Here is a 15615-nt window from a genome sequence, read left to right on the forward strand (position 1 = left end):
AGACGTCGACATAAAAAAAGCGTGGCCATGTGCCACGCTTTTTTACGTATAGGGTGGGTCAAGACCCACCATTCAACGCCGCTGACAAGATTCGCGATCTTTGCGTTTTTCGCCCGGCTTTGGTTGGTGGGTCACGACCCACCCTATGCGTGGTGGATCGCCTTATGGCAAATCTGGCCATCCATACCGAGCGGCCCATGTTTTATTGGATAATGCCGCCACCCAGGCACACATCGCCCTGGTACAGCACCATCGATTGCCCCGGTGTCATCGCCCATTGCGGCTCATCAAACTGCAGCGCCACCCCGCCGTCCACATGCGTTAACGTGCACGCCGCATCTTGCTGGCGATAGCGCGTCTTGGCGGTATAACGGCCTTCCGCGGGCGTCTCGCCCAATATCCACGAGCAATCCAGCGCCAGCAAATCATGCTTCAGCAAGCTGGGATGATCATGGCCTTGCACCACGATCAGCTCGTTCTTGTCCATGTCTTTGCCCGCCACAAACCACGGCAGCCCTTCCCCGCCGATGCCCAGACCCTGGCGTTGGCCAATGGTGTAATACATCAGCCCCATATGCTCGCCCATGACCCGGCCTTCTGGCGTCACCATCGCCCCCGGCACTTTGGGTAGATAGCGATTCAGAAAATCGCGGAAGGGTCGTTCGCCAATAAAACAGATGCCGGTGCTGTCTTTCTTTTTGGCGTTGGGCAGACCAATTTCTTCGGCGATGACGCGCACTTGCGATTTCTGCAATTCGCCCAGCGGAAACACCGCCTGGCTGACTTGTGCCTGGCTTAAGCGATACAAAAAATACGTCTGGTCTTTGCTTTGGTCCGCCGCGCGAATCAGCTCGGTGCGGCCATCGGGGCGCACGCGGTTGGCGGCGTAATGGCCGGTGGCCATTTTGGCGCCGCCCAGCTCAATGGCGTAATCCAGAAAGCATTTGAATTTGATTTCGCTATTGCACAGGATGTCCGGATTGGGGGTGCGGCCCGCCGAATACTCGGCCAGAAAATAGCTGAACACGCGGTCTTTATATTGCCCGGCAAAATTGACCAGTTCGATATCGATCCCCAGCAAATCGGCCACCGCAATGGCGTCCATGCTGTCTTCCTTGATCGAACAGTATTCGTCGTTGTTGTCGTCTTCCCAGTTCTGCATAAAGACGCCGACCACGTCATAGCCTTGCTGTTGCAGCAAATGTGCAGTCACCGAAGAATCGACGCCCCCCGACAGGCCCACTACGATTTTCTGGGTCATGCCTCGCTCCGGTCGTAATCGTGTAGCAGGCTTAGCGCATAACGCTGCCCTGCCTGGTAATCGCGGATACAGCCATTCAGTAACGGACTGCGATGTTCATGCGCGCGCGCCGCCAGCTCTTCCGGCGTCAGCCACACCGCGCGCACGATGCCATCGTCGAGCGCGCGCTCGGCGTCAAAGCCGGTAATCTCGCCGGTGAAGGTAAAGCGCAGATAGGTGAGTTCAGGCCGCTCGGGCGGAGACCATTGATAGATGCCGGTCAGCGCCGTTGGCACAAAATGATGGGCAGTTTCTTCGAGCGTTTCGCGAATCACGGCATCGATCAGCGATTCGCCTTGCTCAAGGTGGCCGGCAGGCTGATTAAGCCGCAACTGGCCCGCGATCATTTCTTCTACCACCAGAAAACGGCCGTCACGTTCAATCACTGCGGCGACCGTCGTGTTGGGTTTGAACATCGTTACCACTCTGAATGCAAAGCGGAATTCTACCCGATGGTCTAACCGGATAACAGAGACAACAACGGGCAGGTCTGGCCTGCCCGTTGCCGCTGAACGCCCCAACCGAAATCAGGACGCGCTGGCTGCTGCCGCCGAAGCCTTCTTGGTCTTTTTGTGTTTAACCCGTTGCTTCTGGGTTTTCTGCACGCTATCCGGCGTGGCAGTAGTCGGCATTTCTTCGGCCAGCGCCGAACCACCAAAGCACAACACGACTAAAGCAGCGATCACATACTTCATCTGTTTCTCCTGGTTTGAATGTCCGTTTCCATGCAACGGCAGCCATCGATCATGGGTTGCGACGTCTGCCGTCAGCAATCAAATTAGGTTACATCCCGGATTACAGCAATCCGCAATACGCGGTTGAGACTCTGGCGCAACACCCGCGTCATTGACGATGGGCTTTTATGAGCGTCGCGCCGCCACTCAGCGCCGACGCGAAGCGGGCGCGGGGAGCTCACGCCACTCGCCGGGGGCCAGATTATCCAGTGTCCAGTCGCCAATCGCAGCGCGGATCAAGCGCAGCGTCGGGAACCCGACCTTGGCCGTCATACGACGCACCTGACGGTTTTTGCCTTCATGAATGCGGATCTCCAGCCAGTGCGTGGGGATATTGGCACGCTGCCGGATGGGCGGATGGCGTGGCCACAAGCCCGGCGGTTCATCCATGATGCTGACAACCGCGGGCCGCGTGACAAAGTCGCCCAGATCCACGCCCACGCGCAAAGGCTGCAAGCGGGCTTCATCGGGGGCGCCTTCTACCTGGGCCCAATACGTTTTCCACTTCTGTGCGCCCGGATCGGTGATGCGATGTTGCAGACGGCCGTCATCGGTCAGCAACAACAGTCCTTCAGAATCGGTATCCAGCCGCCCGGCCGGATAGACGTCTTTGACCGGCACATAATCGGCCAGGCACTGATGTGGCGGGCTGGGCGAAAACTGGCAGATCACGCCATACGGTTTATTCAATAAAATCAGTTTGCTCATTACGTATTGGTCCATTCAACCGGGGCGGTACTGCATCTAACCTTGGCACGCGGCAGGCTTCACGCGATAATCCCTGGTCTACACGCCGCTGAGGCGTTGTCCAACCTGTATGGGAATTCACATGAGTCACATTCAAGTACCCAAAGAGGGCGCACGGATTGTAGCCAACCTGGCTACGCCCGATAACCCGATCATTCCGTTCATCGAAGGTGATGGTATTGGTGTGGACATCACCCCGGTGATGAAAGATGTGGTGGATGCGGCCGTCAAGAAGAGCTACGGCGGTGCCCGCAAGATTCACTGGATGGAAATCTACTGTGGCGAGAAGGCTTCGCGCGTTTACGGTAATGACAATTACCTGCCCGAAGAAACCCTGGCCGCACTGAAAGAATACGTGGTCTCGATCAAAGGCCCGCTGGCCACGCCGGTCGGTGGTGGCATCCGTTCGCTGAACGTGGCCCTGCGCCAGCAGCTCGATCTGTACGTGTGCTTGCGCCCGGTGCGTTACTTTGACGGCGTGCCTTCGCCGGTGAAGCAACCGCATCTGATCGACATGGTGATCTTCCGTGAGAACACCGAAGACATCTACGCCGGTATCGAGTGGGACGCGCAATCCGATGGCGCCAAAAAGGTCATCGAATTTCTGCAGACCGAAATGGGCGTCAAGAAAATCCGTTTCCCGGACAGCAGCAGCATCGGCATCAAGCCGGTCAGCAAGGAAGGCACCGAGCGCCTGGTGCGCAAGGCCATCCAGTACGCCATCGACAACAACCGTAAATCCGTGACGTTGGTCCATAAGGGCAACATCATGAAATTTACCGAAGGCATGTTCCGCACCTGGGGCTACGAGCTGGCCAAGCGCGAGTTCGGCGGCGTTGAAATCGAAGGCGGCCCGTGGCTGCAATTGCCCAACGGCATCGTGATCAAAGACGTGATCGCAGACGCCTTCCTGCAACAGATTCTGCTGCGCCCGGCTGAGTACGACGTTATCGCTACGCTGAACCTGAATGGCGATTACATCTCTGACGCGCTGGCGGCAGAAGTGGGCGGCATCGGTATTGCACCGGGCGCCAACCTGTCGGATAACGTGGCGTGTTTTGAAGCCACCCACGGCACCGCGCCCAAGTATGCTGGCCAGGACAAAGTGAACCCGGGCTCGCTGTTGCTTTCGGCTGAAATGATGCTGCGCCATATGGGCTGGAAAGAAGCTGCCGATCTGATCATTACCGCGATGGAAGCCACCATCAAAGACAAGATCGTGACATACGACTTTGCCCGTTTGATGGATGGCGCGCAGGAAGTCAGCTGCTCGGCATTCGGTAAGGCCATTATCGAGCGCATGTAATGCTTTATCGGTCGAATTGACCGCGCTCTGAAAGCCCCGCCGCGTGCGGGGCTTTTTGTTGCATGAAAGTCGCAATCGCCGTCGGCAGAATCTGCCGTTCAGCCGGAACAATCGCAGCCGTGATTGTTTTTTTGTGGCACCGCACCATCTGCCGTAATGGAGAACAGACGGACGGCAATAAAAAAACCCCGCCGGGGCGGGGTTTTTTATAACAAACAAACGGCGCGGTTTATGCAGCCTGGATGTTTGCTGCTTGCTTGCCCTTCGGGCCTTGTGCGACTTCAAACGTCACACGTTGGCCTTCTTTCAGGGTCTTGAAGCCGGGCATATTGATCGCGGAGAAGTGAGCGAAAATGTCTTCGCCGCCTTCGTCCGGAGTAATGAAGCCAAAGCCTTTAGAATCGTTGAACCACTTGACGGTACCCGTTGCCATATTAGGTCTTTCTCCAGGATAAACAGTTAAAGCGTGCGCCCATCTCCGGGCCGGATGTTTGAAGTCAAGACCTGCACAACGGGTTAGACCGGAACTGCATGTTTACTTGTCCATCAAACGCGCATTCGTTTTACGCGACATTTACGCACAAGGTCAAGCATCTCAAAGGGCCGTTTCGCAAACTGTTGTTTCCAGGAAACGCTTGAAAAAGCGCTCCAACGGGCCAAAATGAAATCGTGAATAACGAATGGATTGTTATGGCGCAACAGCATCAGATTGAGCGGGAATTGCTGGAGAAAGAAGTCCGCAGTGGACCACCCTCCATGTATACGGTCGTTTTACTGAACGACGATTTCACGCCTATGGAATTTGTGGTCGCAGTGCTGCAAGGTTTTTTTGGAATGCAGCTTGAACAAGCGACCGTAGTCATGCTCAAAGTCCATACTGAAGGACGAGGCATCTGTGGCGTGTATCCCAAAGATATTGCCGCAACGAAGGTGGCGCAGGTGATCGAGCATGCCCGCCAACATCAGCACCCGCTCCAATGCATCATGGAGGTAAATGAATGATCGCCCAGGAACTGGAAGTAAGCCTGCACATGGCTTTCATGGAGGCGAGACAGAAGCGCCACGAGTACATCACCGTGGAGCACCTCCTGCTCTCCCTGCTTGATAACCCCTCAGCCGCTGAAGTACTGCGCGCATGCGGCGCTAACATGGATGACCTGCGTCGGCAGCTCTCTGACTTTGTCACCGAGCACACGCCCGTGGTGTCTGGCACCGGTGAGGTTGAAACCCAACCTACCATCGGCTTTCAGCGCGTCATCCAGCGCGCCATTCTGCACGTGCAATCGTCGGGCAAGAAAGAAGTGACCGGCGCCAACGTGTTGGTGGCCATCTTCGGCGAGAAAGACAGCCATGCCGTGTACTTCCTGCATCAACAGGGCGTCACCCGGCTGGACGTGGTCAACTTTATCAGCCATGGCATCAGCAAGAGCGGCCCGGTGGCCTCCACCCCGCCGCGTCAGGAACAAGGCGAAGATCACGAATCCGAAGTGGGCCCCGGCGGCGCACTCGAAAGCTTTACCCAGAACCTCAACCAGCAAGCCCTGACCGGCCGCATCGATCCCTTGATTGGCCGTGATGCCGAGCTGGAGCGCGTGGTGCAGATCCTGTGCCGCCGTCGCAAGAACAACCCGCTATTGGTGGGTGAGGCTGGCGTGGGCAAAACCGCAATTGCCGAAGGTCTGGCGCGCCGCATTATTGAAGGCGACGTGCCTGATATTCTGGCTGATGCCACCGTCTATTCGCTTGATATGGGCGCATTGCTGGCGGGCACCAAATATCGCGGCGACTTTGAGCAACGTTTAAAAGCCGTCATCAAGCAATTGTCGGAAGAGCGCAATGCCATTCTGTTTATCGACGAGATTCATACGCTCGTTGGTGCAGGCGCAGCTTCGGGCGGTACGCTGGATGCATCCAATTTGCTGAAGCCGGCGTTGTCGAATGGCACGCTCAAATGCATCGGTGCGACCACGTATCAAGAATTCCGCGGCATCTTTGAAAAAGACAACGCGCTGTCGCGTCGCTTCCAGAAGATAGACGTGGTTGAACCGACGGTTGAACAGACCGTTGAGATTCTTAAAGGTCTCAAGGACAAGTTTGAGAAACACCACAGCGTTAAATACACCGTTGCGGCTTTGACCACGGCGGCAGAACTGGCGGCCAAATATATCAATGACCGGCATTTGCCCGATAAAGCCATTGATGTGATCGACGAAGCCGGTGCGGCGCAAAAGATACTGCCCAAGTCGCGTCAGAAAAAGACCATCGGCAAAGGCGAGATCGAAGAAATCGTGGCCAAGATTGCCCGAATTCCGCCGAAGAGTGTTTCCAATGATGACAAGAGCACATTGAAAACCCTGGACCGCGATCTGAAAAACGTGGTGTTTGGCCAGGAAAACGCAATCGATGCATTGTCCAGTGCGATCAAGATGTCGCGCGCTGGCCTCGGCAATCCGCAAAAACCGATTGGTGCCTTTTTATTCTCGGGCCCGACCGGTGTCGGCAAAACCGAAGTGGCACGGCAACTCGCTTATACATTAGGCGTGGAGCTGATCCGCTTTGATATGTCGGAATATATGGAACGCCACGCCGTATCGCGTTTGATTGGCGCGCCTCCGGGCTATGTCGGTTTTGAGCAAGGCGGTTTGTTGACGGAACAAGTTACCAAGCACCCGTATAGCGTGTTGTTGCTGGACGAAATTGAAAAAGCGCATCCCGATATCTTTAACGTGCTGCTTCAGGTGATGGACCACGGCACGCTGACGGATAACAACGGGCGTAAAGCAGACTTCCGTAACGTGATTCTGATCATGACCACCAACGCGGGTGCCGAATCGCTGAACAAAGCCATCATCGGCTTTACGGCGAAGAAGGAAACCGGCGACGAAATGGCCGAGATCAAGCGCATGTTCACGCCGGAATTCCGCAACCGCCTGGATGCCACGATTTCGTTTGCACCGCTCAGCCAGGAAATCATTCTGCAAGTGGTCGAGAAATTCTTGATGCAGCTGGAAATGCAGTTGCAAGAGAAGAAGGTCGATGCGCATTTCTCGGACAAGCTGAAAGCCTATCTAGCCGAGAAGGGTTTCGATCCGTTGATGGGTGCCCGCCCGATGTCGCGTCTGATCCAGGACACGATCCGCAAGGCACTGGCCGACGAGTTGCTGTTTGGTCGCCTGGCCAACGGTGGCGAAGTGACCATCGACCTCGACGACGACGACAAAGTGGTGCTCAACATCCACGAGCAAGAAAACGTGGTGCCGGCGTAAGCGTTAAATCCGCGCCGCGCAAAAACAAAGCCCCGACCAGTGCAAACTGGCCGGGGCTTTTTTATGTTGTTTGCCCAGACGTCGCCGGGGCGATGCCCGCGCGCTTATTCGAAACTGGTAAAGACGCGATTGCGCCCCGCTTCTTTTGCCAGCGCCAGCGATTGATCGGCCCGCGCGATCAGTGCGTCAGGCGTTTCGCCTGCGCGCAACGTGGCTACGCCCGCGCTAAAGCTGAATGCCACCGACGGCATGGCAAACGGAAAGCGGATCAGCACAAAGCGGGCACGCAAAGCCTCAACCAGCGCTATGGCGTCGCTCTGGCTGGTATTGGGCAGCACCAGCAGGAACTCTTCGCCACCGTAGCGCCCGATGGCGTCGCTCGCGCGCAAGCGCTGCCGCAGCAAAGAACACAGCGCCCGTAACACCTGATCACCTGCCTGATGCCCGTATTGTTCGTTGCCAGGTTTGAAGTCATCGATATCCAGCATCGCCAGCGTCAACGGCTGGTTATTGCGTCGGCAGCGCGATTCCTCGATCTGCAGCAATTGCAGGATGGCATTACGATTCAGCGCCCGCGTCAAACCATCACGCGTCATTTGTTCGCGTAAGGCGCGGTAGCGCGCAGCGCGGCTCTGGATGGCAGTCACCAGATAATGCGGATCGATCGGCTTAGTCAGGAAATCATCGGCGCCGCGACGCATTGCCTCAAGGCGACTGGAAGCAGTCTGATCAGTCGACAAAAACACGATGGGGATGCTGATATATGCCGATTGCTGGCGAATGACGCTGGCGATTTCCAGGCCGTTCCAGCCCGGCAGATACAAATCCAGCAAGATCAACTCAGGACGGAATTCGGCCAGCTTTTCAAACATATGCACCGGGCCAGTGACCACCGCCGTATGCATGCCAGCCTCCTGCAGCACCAGCGCGTAGTACTCGGCCAGCTGGCGCTCGTCGTCGACGATCAGAACGCGATAACCGGGTTGGCGGCGCCCTTCATCCAGGCGCTGCATCAGGTCGGTCAGCTCTTCGCTCAATACCGGCTTGTGCAAAAACGCATGTGCTCCCAGACGTGCCGCAATCAATCGGGTCGAGACATCAGCGTGCTCGGATAAACACACCATGCGTGCCGGCGCGCCCGGCATGCCCGGTGCCCAGCCCGCAAAGAAATCCAGCGGCTGCGACACACCATCCAGATCAACGATCAGCAGATCGATCGGGCCTTCCGGAATCACGTCGCGCGTCATGGTGATGCTGTCGATACCGAGTAGCGATAGCTCGATCTGCATCAACTCGGCGGTGGCCTCATCCTGACTGAAGATGACGGTTTGGCGCGGGCCTTCAACGGCGGCCGGGTTACGCGCTCCTGCCAGTCCGAGCGGATCAATAAACTGCGCGGCCGCCTGAATCAGCCCGTCAAAGTACTGCCACAGCTGGGCGGCGCGGTCTTCATCCGGGCGTTCCAGCGGGGCCAGATGGGCACGGTAGAATTTTTCCAGCTCGCGCGAGGTGCGCGTCAGTTCGGGTGCGCCAAAGGTGGAACCTGAGCCGGTCAAACTATGAATCTGACGCTGCAGGTCTTCACGAGTCGTCGCATCAAGGCCCTCGGTGACAAAGGTCTCGATTTGCGCACGAATGCCTGCCAGCCGTGCCGGCAATTCGTTTTTGAACCGGACTTGCAGTTCGGCGAGGGCGGCCTGGAACTGCTTTAATTTATCGTCGCTGGCAGCTGCCACGGCTAATCCCCTTTTGTAATGGCGTTTTGCCAGATGCTGCGCACTTCGTCCGCCAAGGTCATCGGGTCGAACGGCTTCGGGATGACACCACTGGCGCCCAAAGCCAACAAGTTGGCGACTTCGGCCGGTTGGGCTTTGGCCGTCATAAAGATCGCCGGGATACCCGCCAAGGCGGGTTGTTCACGCAAACGGCCCAAGGTGGTGGGGCCGTCCATGCCAGGCATCATCACATCCAGCAAAAACAGATCGGCTTGCGCGGTCGGGGCGGCATCCAGTGCGGCCTGGCCGGATGAGCACAAAACGATCTGATAACCGCCTATCATTTCAAGCGCCATGCGCGCCACCAACTGGATATCAGGTTCGTCCTCGACGTACAGAATACGTTGCAACTCGGGCATGACGGTTATCCATCGGGGCCGCAAACGGCGCGGCGTCTACCAAGGGTAGCAGAGACATTGCCGTACCACGGGTACCAGCGGTTATCCCTGCCTGGAAAGATCGCAAATTTAGCTTATACTAACTCTGTTCCTTACATGAGTCTGTAGCCGCAGCGCCTACGCTGCTCCGATCATCTACTACTCTGCGCCCTATGCCGACCCCACACCGCATCATCATCGCCGACGATCACCAATTGCTGCGTCTGGGCATACGCGCCGTACTCGCCACTCGTAATGACCTGGAGATCGTCTCCGAGGCCGCCGATGGTGACACCGCGCTCAATGACATCATGACGATGCGGCCCGATCTGGTGGTTCTTGACATCACCATGCCCGGCAAGTCCGGGTTGGATATCCTGCAAGAAGTCCGCCTGAACGCCCCCGATATACGCGTGATGGTGCTGTCGTCACACGACGAACCGCACGTGGTACTCGATGCGCTCAAACGCGGGGCTCGGGCCTATCTGCTCAAGGACTGCATGCTGGAAGACTTGCATGCGGCGATTATTGCCGTGCTGGACGGCCATGTGTTTTTGAGTCCACAGATCGAAGCGTTAGCCAGCGCCGCCAATGACACTGGCACCGAAACGCTGACCACGCGCCAGCAAGAAATTCTGCGCTGGATCGCCTTGGGCAAATCGACCAAAGAGATTGCGCGCTTGCTTGGGATTAGTCCTAAGACGGTGGAGTTCCATCGCGGCCAGTTGATTCAGCGGCTGGGCTGTCGCGATGTGGCCAGCCTCACCTTGAAGGCCGTACGCAGCGGCCTGGTCGACCCGGCGCGCGATCAGATTTCAGCCTGAGCGCAGCGCGGGTTTGATAAAAAAGGCGAGCCGCGGCTCGCCTTTTTGCATAGCGAACGATTAGCCCTCGGGCGCCACGCCGGCATCACCGGCCAACAACAATTGCGGCACCTGGCGAAAATACCAGGGCTGCGCATGCTCCATTTGCTCGAGCAACCAGATCACGTCAAAGCGTTCGCTAGGCCAGTGCTCGGGCACGCTGACATGCTTGCCGACTATGGCACGCGCCAGACCAGGCAGCGCCTTGTGTTCCCACGCAATCAATACCGTGCCTTCGGTTTCAGTGGCCGCAATCGCCAACGCCGCTTCGTCGCCGCGACCAAATCGGGTATTGATCGGCAGACCCAGTTTGGCCGCCAGCGGTTGCAAGGTCTGCACCGCGCGTTCGCTCTCGCCCGGCTTGCGTGCCGGGCAGGCAAACAAGGCGTTGGGGCTGGCGATGCGGGCGTCGACAATCATCTCGCTCGACGGCGCCAACAAGACCGCAAGCGCGCCAGCGCGCGACCAGCCCCGCACCGACAAGGCCTCGGCATTGACGCCCCCATCGGGATTAACGCCACCTGATAACGGTGTGGCCTCCGGTTTTTCCGCATGGCGAATCAACATGATCCGGTTGGCCGACATCGTGTGCTCCTTAAGGATGGCCCCGGCCGAAAGACCGGGCGCACAGATCTGCATGGTGCCGATATGTGCGTTGTAATCGGCATCGGCAGCGCGCCTATGCCCCTGTCGGACGGCAACCCGCGTCTGGCCGCGTGGGCTCAGGCTGTCTGTTGCAGCAACACGGTTTGCGCGGGCATCGGCGCGGCAAAGCCAGCCTGGCCAAAGCTCTCGCGGATCACCCGGTTGGTCTCGAAATAGACCTGCCAATAGTTATCGTTATGACAATATGGCCGAACTGCCAAGACCGGGCCGACAAGATTGAACTCGAGGATCTCGACATCGACCGCGGGTTCGGCCAGCACATTGGGGATGGCGCTGATTTGCTGCTTGAGCACGGCGATGGCGGCAGCCGGATCGGTCGAGCCAGCCAGTTGCGCTTTCAGATCAACCCGACGATGCGGATTGACCGAGTAGTTCTGGATGCTATCGGAGAAGATCTTGTTGTTGCCCACCAGCGTCAGCACATTGTCCGGCGTGTTGATGGCGGTGACGAACAAACCGATCTCCTTGACCGTGCCGGTCACACCGGCGGCGGTGACAAAGTCGCCCACCTTGAAGGGCCGCAACACAATCAAAAACGCCCCGGCGGCAAAGTTGGCCAGCAAGCCCGACCACGCCAGGCCGATCGCCACACCGCCGGCGGCAATCAAGGCCGCAAACGTGGTGGTCTGCACGCCAAAATAACCAAGGATGCCGATCACCAACAGCACGTTCAAAGTAACGGTAATCACCGAGCCGATATAACGCAGGACGGTGGGATCAAGTTTTTGCCGCTCCAGCGACTTCTCGACCAGGCGCACCGCCAGCCCGATCAGATAACGGCCCACTACCCAAAAGGCCACCGCCGCCAGGATTTTGATGCCAAAAGCGGTGGCGTACGCCATAAAAATATCGCGGTAATGCGTGACTGAGGTTGTATCCATAACAATCGCTCCAGGGGCCGGTTTTCGTTTTTACAAACATGAGGCAAGCGCCTTAGCCTGGCACATGGTGGCGGGAACTCAACCTCGAGGATGATTGGCTTTATGTAGTGCTTGCAGCCGTGCGGTGGCAACGTGGGTGTAAATCTGCGTGGTGCCGATGTCGGCGTGGCCCAGCAGCAACTGCACCACGCGCAGATCCGCCCCATGATTCAGCAGATGGGTGGCGAAGGCATGGCGCAAGACGTGGGGCGACAGCTGCTCGGCATGGATACCTGCCGTGGTGGCATAACCCTTGATGATGTACCACGCGCCCTGGCGCGTCAGCGCATGACCGTCGCGCTGGTTGACCAACACTTGCGGCGCGTGTGAACCGGCCAGCAATAGCGGCCGGGCCTGACTGATGTAGCGCTGCAGCCATTCACGCGCTTCTTCACCCAGCGGCACCAGCCGTTGCTTGCCGCCCTTCCCGCCCATCACCTGCACATAGCCCTCGCTTAAATGCAGATCGGCAATATCCAGACTGACCAGTTCGGAAACGCGCAAGCCGGTGGCATACATCAGTTCCAGCATGGCGCGGTCGCGCAGACCGGCCGGGGTTTCGACATCGGGCGCTGCCAGCAGATTTTCCACCTGCGCTTCAGACAATCCCTTGGGCAGCGGCCGCACGCGCGGCGGAGCGGTCAAGGTGACGGTCGGGTCGTGCTGGATACGGCCATCGTTGAGCCAATGCTGGTAGAACTTGCGCAAGCTGGCCATGCGCCGCGCCAGGGTGGCGGCCTTGGCCGTGCGCGCCGCTTCGGCGAGGAAACTTTGCACATCGTCACGCTGAGCGGCCAGTACGCCACGCTCGCGTGCTTCCAACCAGATGGCCCAGATCACCAGATCGCGCCGATAACTGTCGGCGGTATTGCGTGCCAGCCCGTCCGCAAGCCAGACCTGGTCCACAAAGCGATCAATCAAAGCCTGGTTGGCTTCGTTGGCGACGGCGGCAACGTTACGCGCCACCGTGCGCTCCGGCGAACAGATCCTGCATTTCGTGCGTCAGCAGCCAGCGCTTGATCGGCAACCAGTCGCGGCCATTGCGATTAGCGTTAAAGCCACCCAGCCCATTGGCGGCGACCACGCGATGGCAGGGAATGATGATGGGGATGGGGTTCATGCCACAGGCGCCGCCCACAGCGCGCGCCACTGAGCCCACGTCGTGGGCGACATCGGCGTAGGTGCGGGTCTGGCCCACGCCGATCTCGTAGATGGCCTGCCACACGCGTTGCTGATGCGGCGTGCCGTCCGCGCGCCAGGGAATATCGAACACTACGTCTGGATCGGCAAACCAGGCATGCAATTGACTTTCCACCTCGCGCAGGATGCTGCTTTGCGTCGGCCGCAACGGCAGGTCCTGGGGCAGAAAATCCAGCCGCACCAGCACGTCGCCATCGGCGGCCAAGCCTATCGGTCCTACCGGGGTGGCAATCACGGCTTGATATTCGGGATATTGATCGGGACGGGGCATGAAGAACGCCAAAGCAGAACAGGCGTTGATGTTAACAAACACGGGACGAAAAAAAACGCGAGGACGAGCCTCGCGTTTTTATCGGAGCAGCCAGAATTATTTGGCAGCAACCGGAGCGGCCTTGCGAGCCGGCAACTTTTCCTTGATACGTGCGGACTTGCCCGAACGATCGCGGAGGTAGTACAGCTTGGCACGGCGTACATCACCACGGCGCTTCACTTCGATCGAAGCAACCAGCGGCGAGTACAGCTGGAACGAACGCTCCACGCCGGTACCAGCGGAAATCTTGCGCACGATGAACGCGCTGTTCAGGCCGCGATTGCGCTTGGCAATCACAACACCTTCAAACGCCTGCAGACGTTCGCGGTTGCCTTCCTTCACCTTGACTTGCACAACGACGGTGTCGCCAGGTGCAAATTCGGGGATGGTTTTGTCCAGACGTGCAATTTCTTCTTGTTCGAGCTTTTGAATCAGGTTCATGACCTTACTCCTTTACGAAACTTGTACCTTCTTCTTCAACGGAAGCAGCACGTTGCTCAGCAGCATGCTCGGCCTTGAATTCAGCCAGAAGACGAGTTTCTTCTTTTGAAAGCGGGCGGTCTTTCAGCAAATCAGCGCGCCGCAACCAGGTGCGGCCCAGCGACTGCTTAAGGCGCCAGCGACGTATGTTGGCATGATTACCCGAGAGCAGAACTTCCGGGACCGCCATGCCGCGGTAATCTTCGGGACGGGTGTAATGCGGGCAATCCAGCAACCCATCCGCAAACGAATCTTCTTCTGCACTGGCCGCAGTGTTAAGTACGCCGGGCAAATGTCGCGCCAACGCATCGATCAACACCATGGCAGGAAGCTCGCCCCCTGACAGCACATAATCGCCGACCGAAATTTCCAGATCGACCTGGCGTTGCAGAACGCGTTCATCCACGCCCTCGTAACGCCCACACAACAGGATCAGGCCAGGTTCCGCCACCAGCTGCAGCACACGCTGATGCGTGAGCGGCGCGCCTTGCGGCGACAGATACACCACTTTGGGTGTTAGCCCGAATGCCGCTTGCCGCGCTTTGGCCGCCGCAATGGCGTCTTCCAGCGGCTGCGGCAACATCACCATGCCCGGACCACCGCCATAAGGACGGTCGTCCACGCGGCGGTAGTTGTCATGCGTAAAATCACGCGGATTCCACGCGGCAAAATCGATGATGCCCTGCTCCACCGCGCGCTGCGTAATGCCGTGCCGCGTGATGGCGTCAAACATATCGGGGAACAGCGTAATCGCGTCGAAACGCATGCTCACTGCCGCCCCCGTTGCTGTGGCCTCAGTAGTCAAGGCCCCAATCCACTGTGATGAGTTTTGCTGCAAGGTCTACCTTGAGCACCACCTGCGCCACAAACGGCAGCAGGCGTTCTACCTTGTCATCACGCGCCACGAGCACATCATTAGCGCCCGTCTCAAACAAACGGTCGACCACGCCCAGGCTTTCACCTTGCGTATTGACGACCGCCAGACCGATCAGATCGGCCCAGTAGTATTCATCGTCTTCAGCAGCAGGCATCAGACTGCGCGGTACAGCCACCAGCGCACCTTTCAGTGCAGCGGCGATATCGCGGTCATTGATGCCTTCAAGTTGCGCAGCCAGTTTTTTGGGCTGCACATTGCCTTCGACCAATGTATACGGCTTGAACGCGCCGTCGCGTCCGATCCACCACGTTTTGTAGTCGAACAGACTGTCGGCATATTCGGTATCCGCAACCACATTAATCCAGCCGCGAATACCAAAAGCCCCGCTGATGTAACCCATCACCACCAGATCATCTGGTGTGGCAACGGATTGCGATTGCGGGGCCGTCGGTTTGATGCCAGCCATGAAGCTCAGGCAGCAGCCGGCTTGTAGCCTTTGAGCAGGCGAGCCACGGTGTCGCTGACTTGTGCGCCAACGCCAACCCAGTGGTTCACGCGGTCCAGCTTGAAGCGGACGCCTTCAGCGCCTTCTTTAGCGGACGGGTCATAGAAACCAACGCGCTCGATGAAACGGCCATCGCGACGGTTGCGCGAATCGGTCACCACGACGTTGTAGAACGGACGGTCTTTGGCGCCGCCACGGGAAAGACGAATCACAACCATGATTTGATACCCAGTTTGAAATCGGTTTACGCGAAACCAGCGAGTGTATCTGAAAAGTCAAGGCTTTACAA

The 15615-nt window shown here is 58.0% G+C and carries 19 protein-coding genes; 4 read left to right on the forward strand and 15 right to left on the reverse strand.

Annotated features, from left to right (window positions below):
• Positions 1-202: 202 nt before the first annotated feature.
• The 4 genes from mnmA to ACYQ1A_RS09755 form a co-directional block, all read right to left on the reverse strand.
• On the reverse strand, positions 203-1261 hold the full coding sequence (gene mnmA / locus ACYQ1A_RS09740) for a tRNA 2-thiouridine(34) synthase MnmA (RefSeq protein WP_499361876.1): 1059 nt from the start codon (positions 1259-1261) through the stop codon (positions 203-205).
• Positions 1258-1716: an NUDIX hydrolase gene (locus tag ACYQ1A_RS09745; RefSeq protein WP_062220589.1), complete on the reverse strand. Its 459-nt coding sequence runs from the start codon at positions 1714-1716 to the stop codon at positions 1258-1260. Before ACYQ1A_RS09745 ends, mnmA begins: the two co-directional genes overlap by 4 nt.
• A 111-nt stretch (positions 1717-1827) precedes the next feature.
• Positions 1828-1995, reverse strand: coding sequence for a hypothetical protein (locus tag ACYQ1A_RS09750; RefSeq protein ID WP_499361877.1), 168 nt, complete (start codon positions 1993-1995; stop codon positions 1828-1830).
• A 186-nt stretch (positions 1996-2181) separates the two neighbouring features.
• Positions 2182-2742, reverse strand: coding sequence for a pseudouridine synthase (locus ACYQ1A_RS09755; protein ID WP_499361878.1), 561 nt, complete (start codon positions 2740-2742; stop codon positions 2182-2184).
• Between the two features lie 121 nt (positions 2743-2863).
• Between ACYQ1A_RS09755 and icd the strand changes: the two genes are divergently transcribed.
• Positions 2864-4087: an NADP-dependent isocitrate dehydrogenase gene (gene icd, locus ACYQ1A_RS09760; protein WP_499361879.1), complete on the forward strand. Its 1224-nt coding sequence runs from the start codon at positions 2864-2866 to the stop codon at positions 4085-4087.
• A 229-nt stretch (positions 4088-4316) separates the two neighbouring features.
• On the opposite strand, the gene ACYQ1A_RS09765 is transcribed toward icd, so the two are convergent.
• A complete protein-coding gene (locus ACYQ1A_RS09765; protein ID WP_053939930.1) occupies positions 4317-4520 on the reverse strand; it encodes a cold-shock protein in 204 nt (67 codons plus the stop codon).
• A 257-nt stretch (positions 4521-4777) separates the two neighbouring features.
• Between ACYQ1A_RS09765 and clpS the strand changes: the two genes are divergently transcribed.
• Positions 4778-5089, forward strand: a complete 312-nt coding sequence (gene clpS / locus ACYQ1A_RS09770; RefSeq protein WP_053939931.1) for an ATP-dependent Clp protease adapter ClpS — start codon at positions 4778-4780, stop codon at positions 5087-5089.
• Complete coding sequence (gene clpA, locus ACYQ1A_RS09775; protein WP_499361880.1) at positions 5086-7353, forward strand: ATP-dependent Clp protease ATP-binding subunit ClpA; 2268 nt, start codon at positions 5086-5088, stop codon at positions 7351-7353. Before clpS ends, clpA begins: the two co-directional genes overlap by 4 nt.
• Positions 7354-7457: 104 nt before the next feature.
• Here clpA and ACYQ1A_RS09780 read toward each other — a convergent pair whose 3' ends face one another.
• Both ACYQ1A_RS09780 and ACYQ1A_RS09785 read right to left on the reverse strand, forming a co-directional pair.
• Positions 7458-9089, reverse strand: coding sequence for a diguanylate cyclase (locus tag ACYQ1A_RS09780; protein WP_499361881.1), 1632 nt, complete (start codon positions 9087-9089; stop codon positions 7458-7460).
• 2 nt (positions 9090-9091) lie between these two features.
• Positions 9092-9487: a response regulator gene (locus ACYQ1A_RS09785; protein WP_499361882.1), complete on the reverse strand. Its 396-nt coding sequence runs from the start codon at positions 9485-9487 to the stop codon at positions 9092-9094.
• Positions 9488-9678: 191 nt separating this feature from the next.
• On the opposite strand from ACYQ1A_RS09785, the gene ACYQ1A_RS09790 reads away from it, so the two are divergent.
• Positions 9679-10329 (forward strand): response regulator, encoded by a 651-nt coding sequence (locus ACYQ1A_RS09790; RefSeq protein ID WP_499361883.1) that lies wholly within the window; start codon positions 9679-9681, stop codon positions 10327-10329.
• A 60-nt stretch (positions 10330-10389) separates the two neighbouring features.
• Here the strand turns inward: ACYQ1A_RS09790 and ACYQ1A_RS09795 are convergent, their stop codons facing one another.
• The 8 genes from ACYQ1A_RS09795 to rpsP all read right to left on the reverse strand — a co-directional run bounded on the left by ACYQ1A_RS09795 (position 10390) and on the right by rpsP (position 15544).
• Positions 10390-10953, reverse strand: a complete 564-nt coding sequence (locus tag ACYQ1A_RS09795; protein WP_499361884.1) for a hypothetical protein — start codon at positions 10951-10953, stop codon at positions 10390-10392.
• A 137-nt stretch (positions 10954-11090) separates the two neighbouring features.
• Positions 11091-11915 carry a mechanosensitive ion channel family protein gene (locus tag ACYQ1A_RS09800; RefSeq protein ID WP_499361885.1) on the reverse strand — a complete coding sequence of 275 codons (825 nt, stop codon included), beginning with the start codon at positions 11913-11915 and terminating at the stop codon, positions 11091-11093.
• 78 nt (positions 11916-11993) lie between these two features.
• Positions 11994-12920 (reverse strand): site-specific tyrosine recombinase XerD, encoded by a 927-nt coding sequence (gene xerD / locus ACYQ1A_RS09805; protein ID WP_499361886.1) that lies wholly within the window; start codon positions 12918-12920, stop codon positions 11994-11996.
• The gene (locus ACYQ1A_RS09810; protein ID WP_499361887.1) at positions 12910-13425 is read right to left on the reverse strand and encodes a methylated-DNA--[protein]-cysteine S-methyltransferase; all 516 of its coding nucleotides are present in this window, start codon (positions 13423-13425) and stop codon (positions 12910-12912) included. The genes xerD and ACYQ1A_RS09810 overlap by 11 nt, the downstream gene beginning before the upstream one ends.
• 96 nt (positions 13426-13521) lie before the next feature.
• Complete coding sequence (rplS, locus tag ACYQ1A_RS09815; protein WP_053939938.1) at positions 13522-13905, reverse strand: 50S ribosomal protein L19; 384 nt, start codon at positions 13903-13905, stop codon at positions 13522-13524.
• A gap of 4 nt (positions 13906-13909) precedes the next feature.
• On the reverse strand, positions 13910-14710 hold the full coding sequence (gene trmD, locus ACYQ1A_RS09820) for a tRNA (guanosine(37)-N1)-methyltransferase TrmD (protein ID WP_499361905.1): 801 nt from the start codon (positions 14708-14710) through the stop codon (positions 13910-13912).
• 28 nt (positions 14711-14738) lie between these two features.
• Positions 14739-15287 (reverse strand): ribosome maturation factor RimM, encoded by a 549-nt coding sequence (gene rimM, locus ACYQ1A_RS09825; protein WP_499361888.1) that lies wholly within the window; start codon positions 15285-15287, stop codon positions 14739-14741.
• Between the two features lie 5 nt (positions 15288-15292).
• Entirely contained in the window at positions 15293-15544 is a 252-nt protein-coding gene (gene rpsP, locus ACYQ1A_RS09830) for a 30S ribosomal protein S16 (protein WP_053939940.1), read from the reverse strand.
• Between the last annotated feature and the right edge of the window lie 71 nt (positions 15545-15615).

This window comes from Silvimonas sp. JCM 19000 (genome assembly GCF_054652575.1).

What these genes read in the sequence shown, in the direction of transcription:
- mnmA (WP_499361876.1), bottom strand. Translation starts at nt 1,261, where the DNA reads ATGACCCAGAAAATCGTAGTGGGCCTGTCGGGGGGCGTCGATTCTTCG.
- ACYQ1A_RS09745 (WP_062220589.1), bottom strand. Translation starts at nt 1,716, where the DNA reads ATGTTCAAACCCAACACGACGGTCGCCGCAGTGATTGAACGTGACGGC.
- ACYQ1A_RS09750 (WP_499361877.1), bottom strand. Translation starts at nt 1,995, where the DNA reads ATGAAGTATGTGATCGCTGCTTTAGTCGTGTTGTGCTTTGGTGGTTCG.
- ACYQ1A_RS09755 (WP_499361878.1), bottom strand. Translation starts at nt 2,742, where the DNA reads ATGAGCAAACTGATTTTATTGAATAAACCGTATGGCGTGATCTGCCAG.
- icd (WP_499361879.1), top strand. Translation starts at nt 2,864, where the DNA reads ATGAGTCACATTCAAGTACCCAAAGAGGGCGCACGGATTGTAGCCAAC.
- ACYQ1A_RS09765 (WP_053939930.1), bottom strand. Translation starts at nt 4,520, where the DNA reads ATGGCAACGGGTACCGTCAAGTGGTTCAACGATTCTAAAGGCTTTGGC.
- clpS (WP_053939931.1), top strand. Translation starts at nt 4,778, where the DNA reads ATGGCGCAACAGCATCAGATTGAGCGGGAATTGCTGGAGAAAGAAGTC.
- clpA (WP_499361880.1), top strand. Translation starts at nt 5,086, where the DNA reads ATGATCGCCCAGGAACTGGAAGTAAGCCTGCACATGGCTTTCATGGAG.
- ACYQ1A_RS09785 (WP_499361882.1), bottom strand. Translation starts at nt 9,487, where the DNA reads ATGCCCGAGTTGCAACGTATTCTGTACGTCGAGGACGAACCTGATATC.
- ACYQ1A_RS09790 (WP_499361883.1), top strand. Translation starts at nt 9,679, where the DNA reads ATGCCGACCCCACACCGCATCATCATCGCCGACGATCACCAATTGCTG.
- ACYQ1A_RS09795 (WP_499361884.1), bottom strand. Translation starts at nt 10,953, where the DNA reads ATGTCGGCCAACCGGATCATGTTGATTCGCCATGCGGAAAAACCGGAG.
- ACYQ1A_RS09800 (WP_499361885.1), bottom strand. Translation starts at nt 11,915, where the DNA reads ATGGATACAACCTCAGTCACGCATTACCGCGATATTTTTATGGCGTAC.
- ACYQ1A_RS09810 (WP_499361887.1), bottom strand. Translation starts at nt 13,425, where the DNA reads ATGCCCCGTCCCGATCAATATCCCGAATATCAAGCCGTGATTGCCACC.
- rplS (WP_053939938.1), bottom strand. Translation starts at nt 13,905, where the DNA reads ATGAACCTGATTCAAAAGCTCGAACAAGAAGAAATTGCACGTCTGGAC.
- trmD (WP_499361905.1), bottom strand. Translation starts at nt 14,710, where the DNA reads ATGCGTTTCGACGCGATTACGCTGTTCCCCGATATGTTTGACGCCATC.
- rimM (WP_499361888.1), bottom strand. Translation starts at nt 15,287, where the DNA reads ATGGCTGGCATCAAACCGACGGCCCCGCAATCGCAATCCGTTGCCACA.
- rpsP (WP_053939940.1), bottom strand. Translation starts at nt 15,544, where the DNA reads ATGGTTGTGATTCGTCTTTCCCGTGGCGGCGCCAAAGACCGTCCGTTC.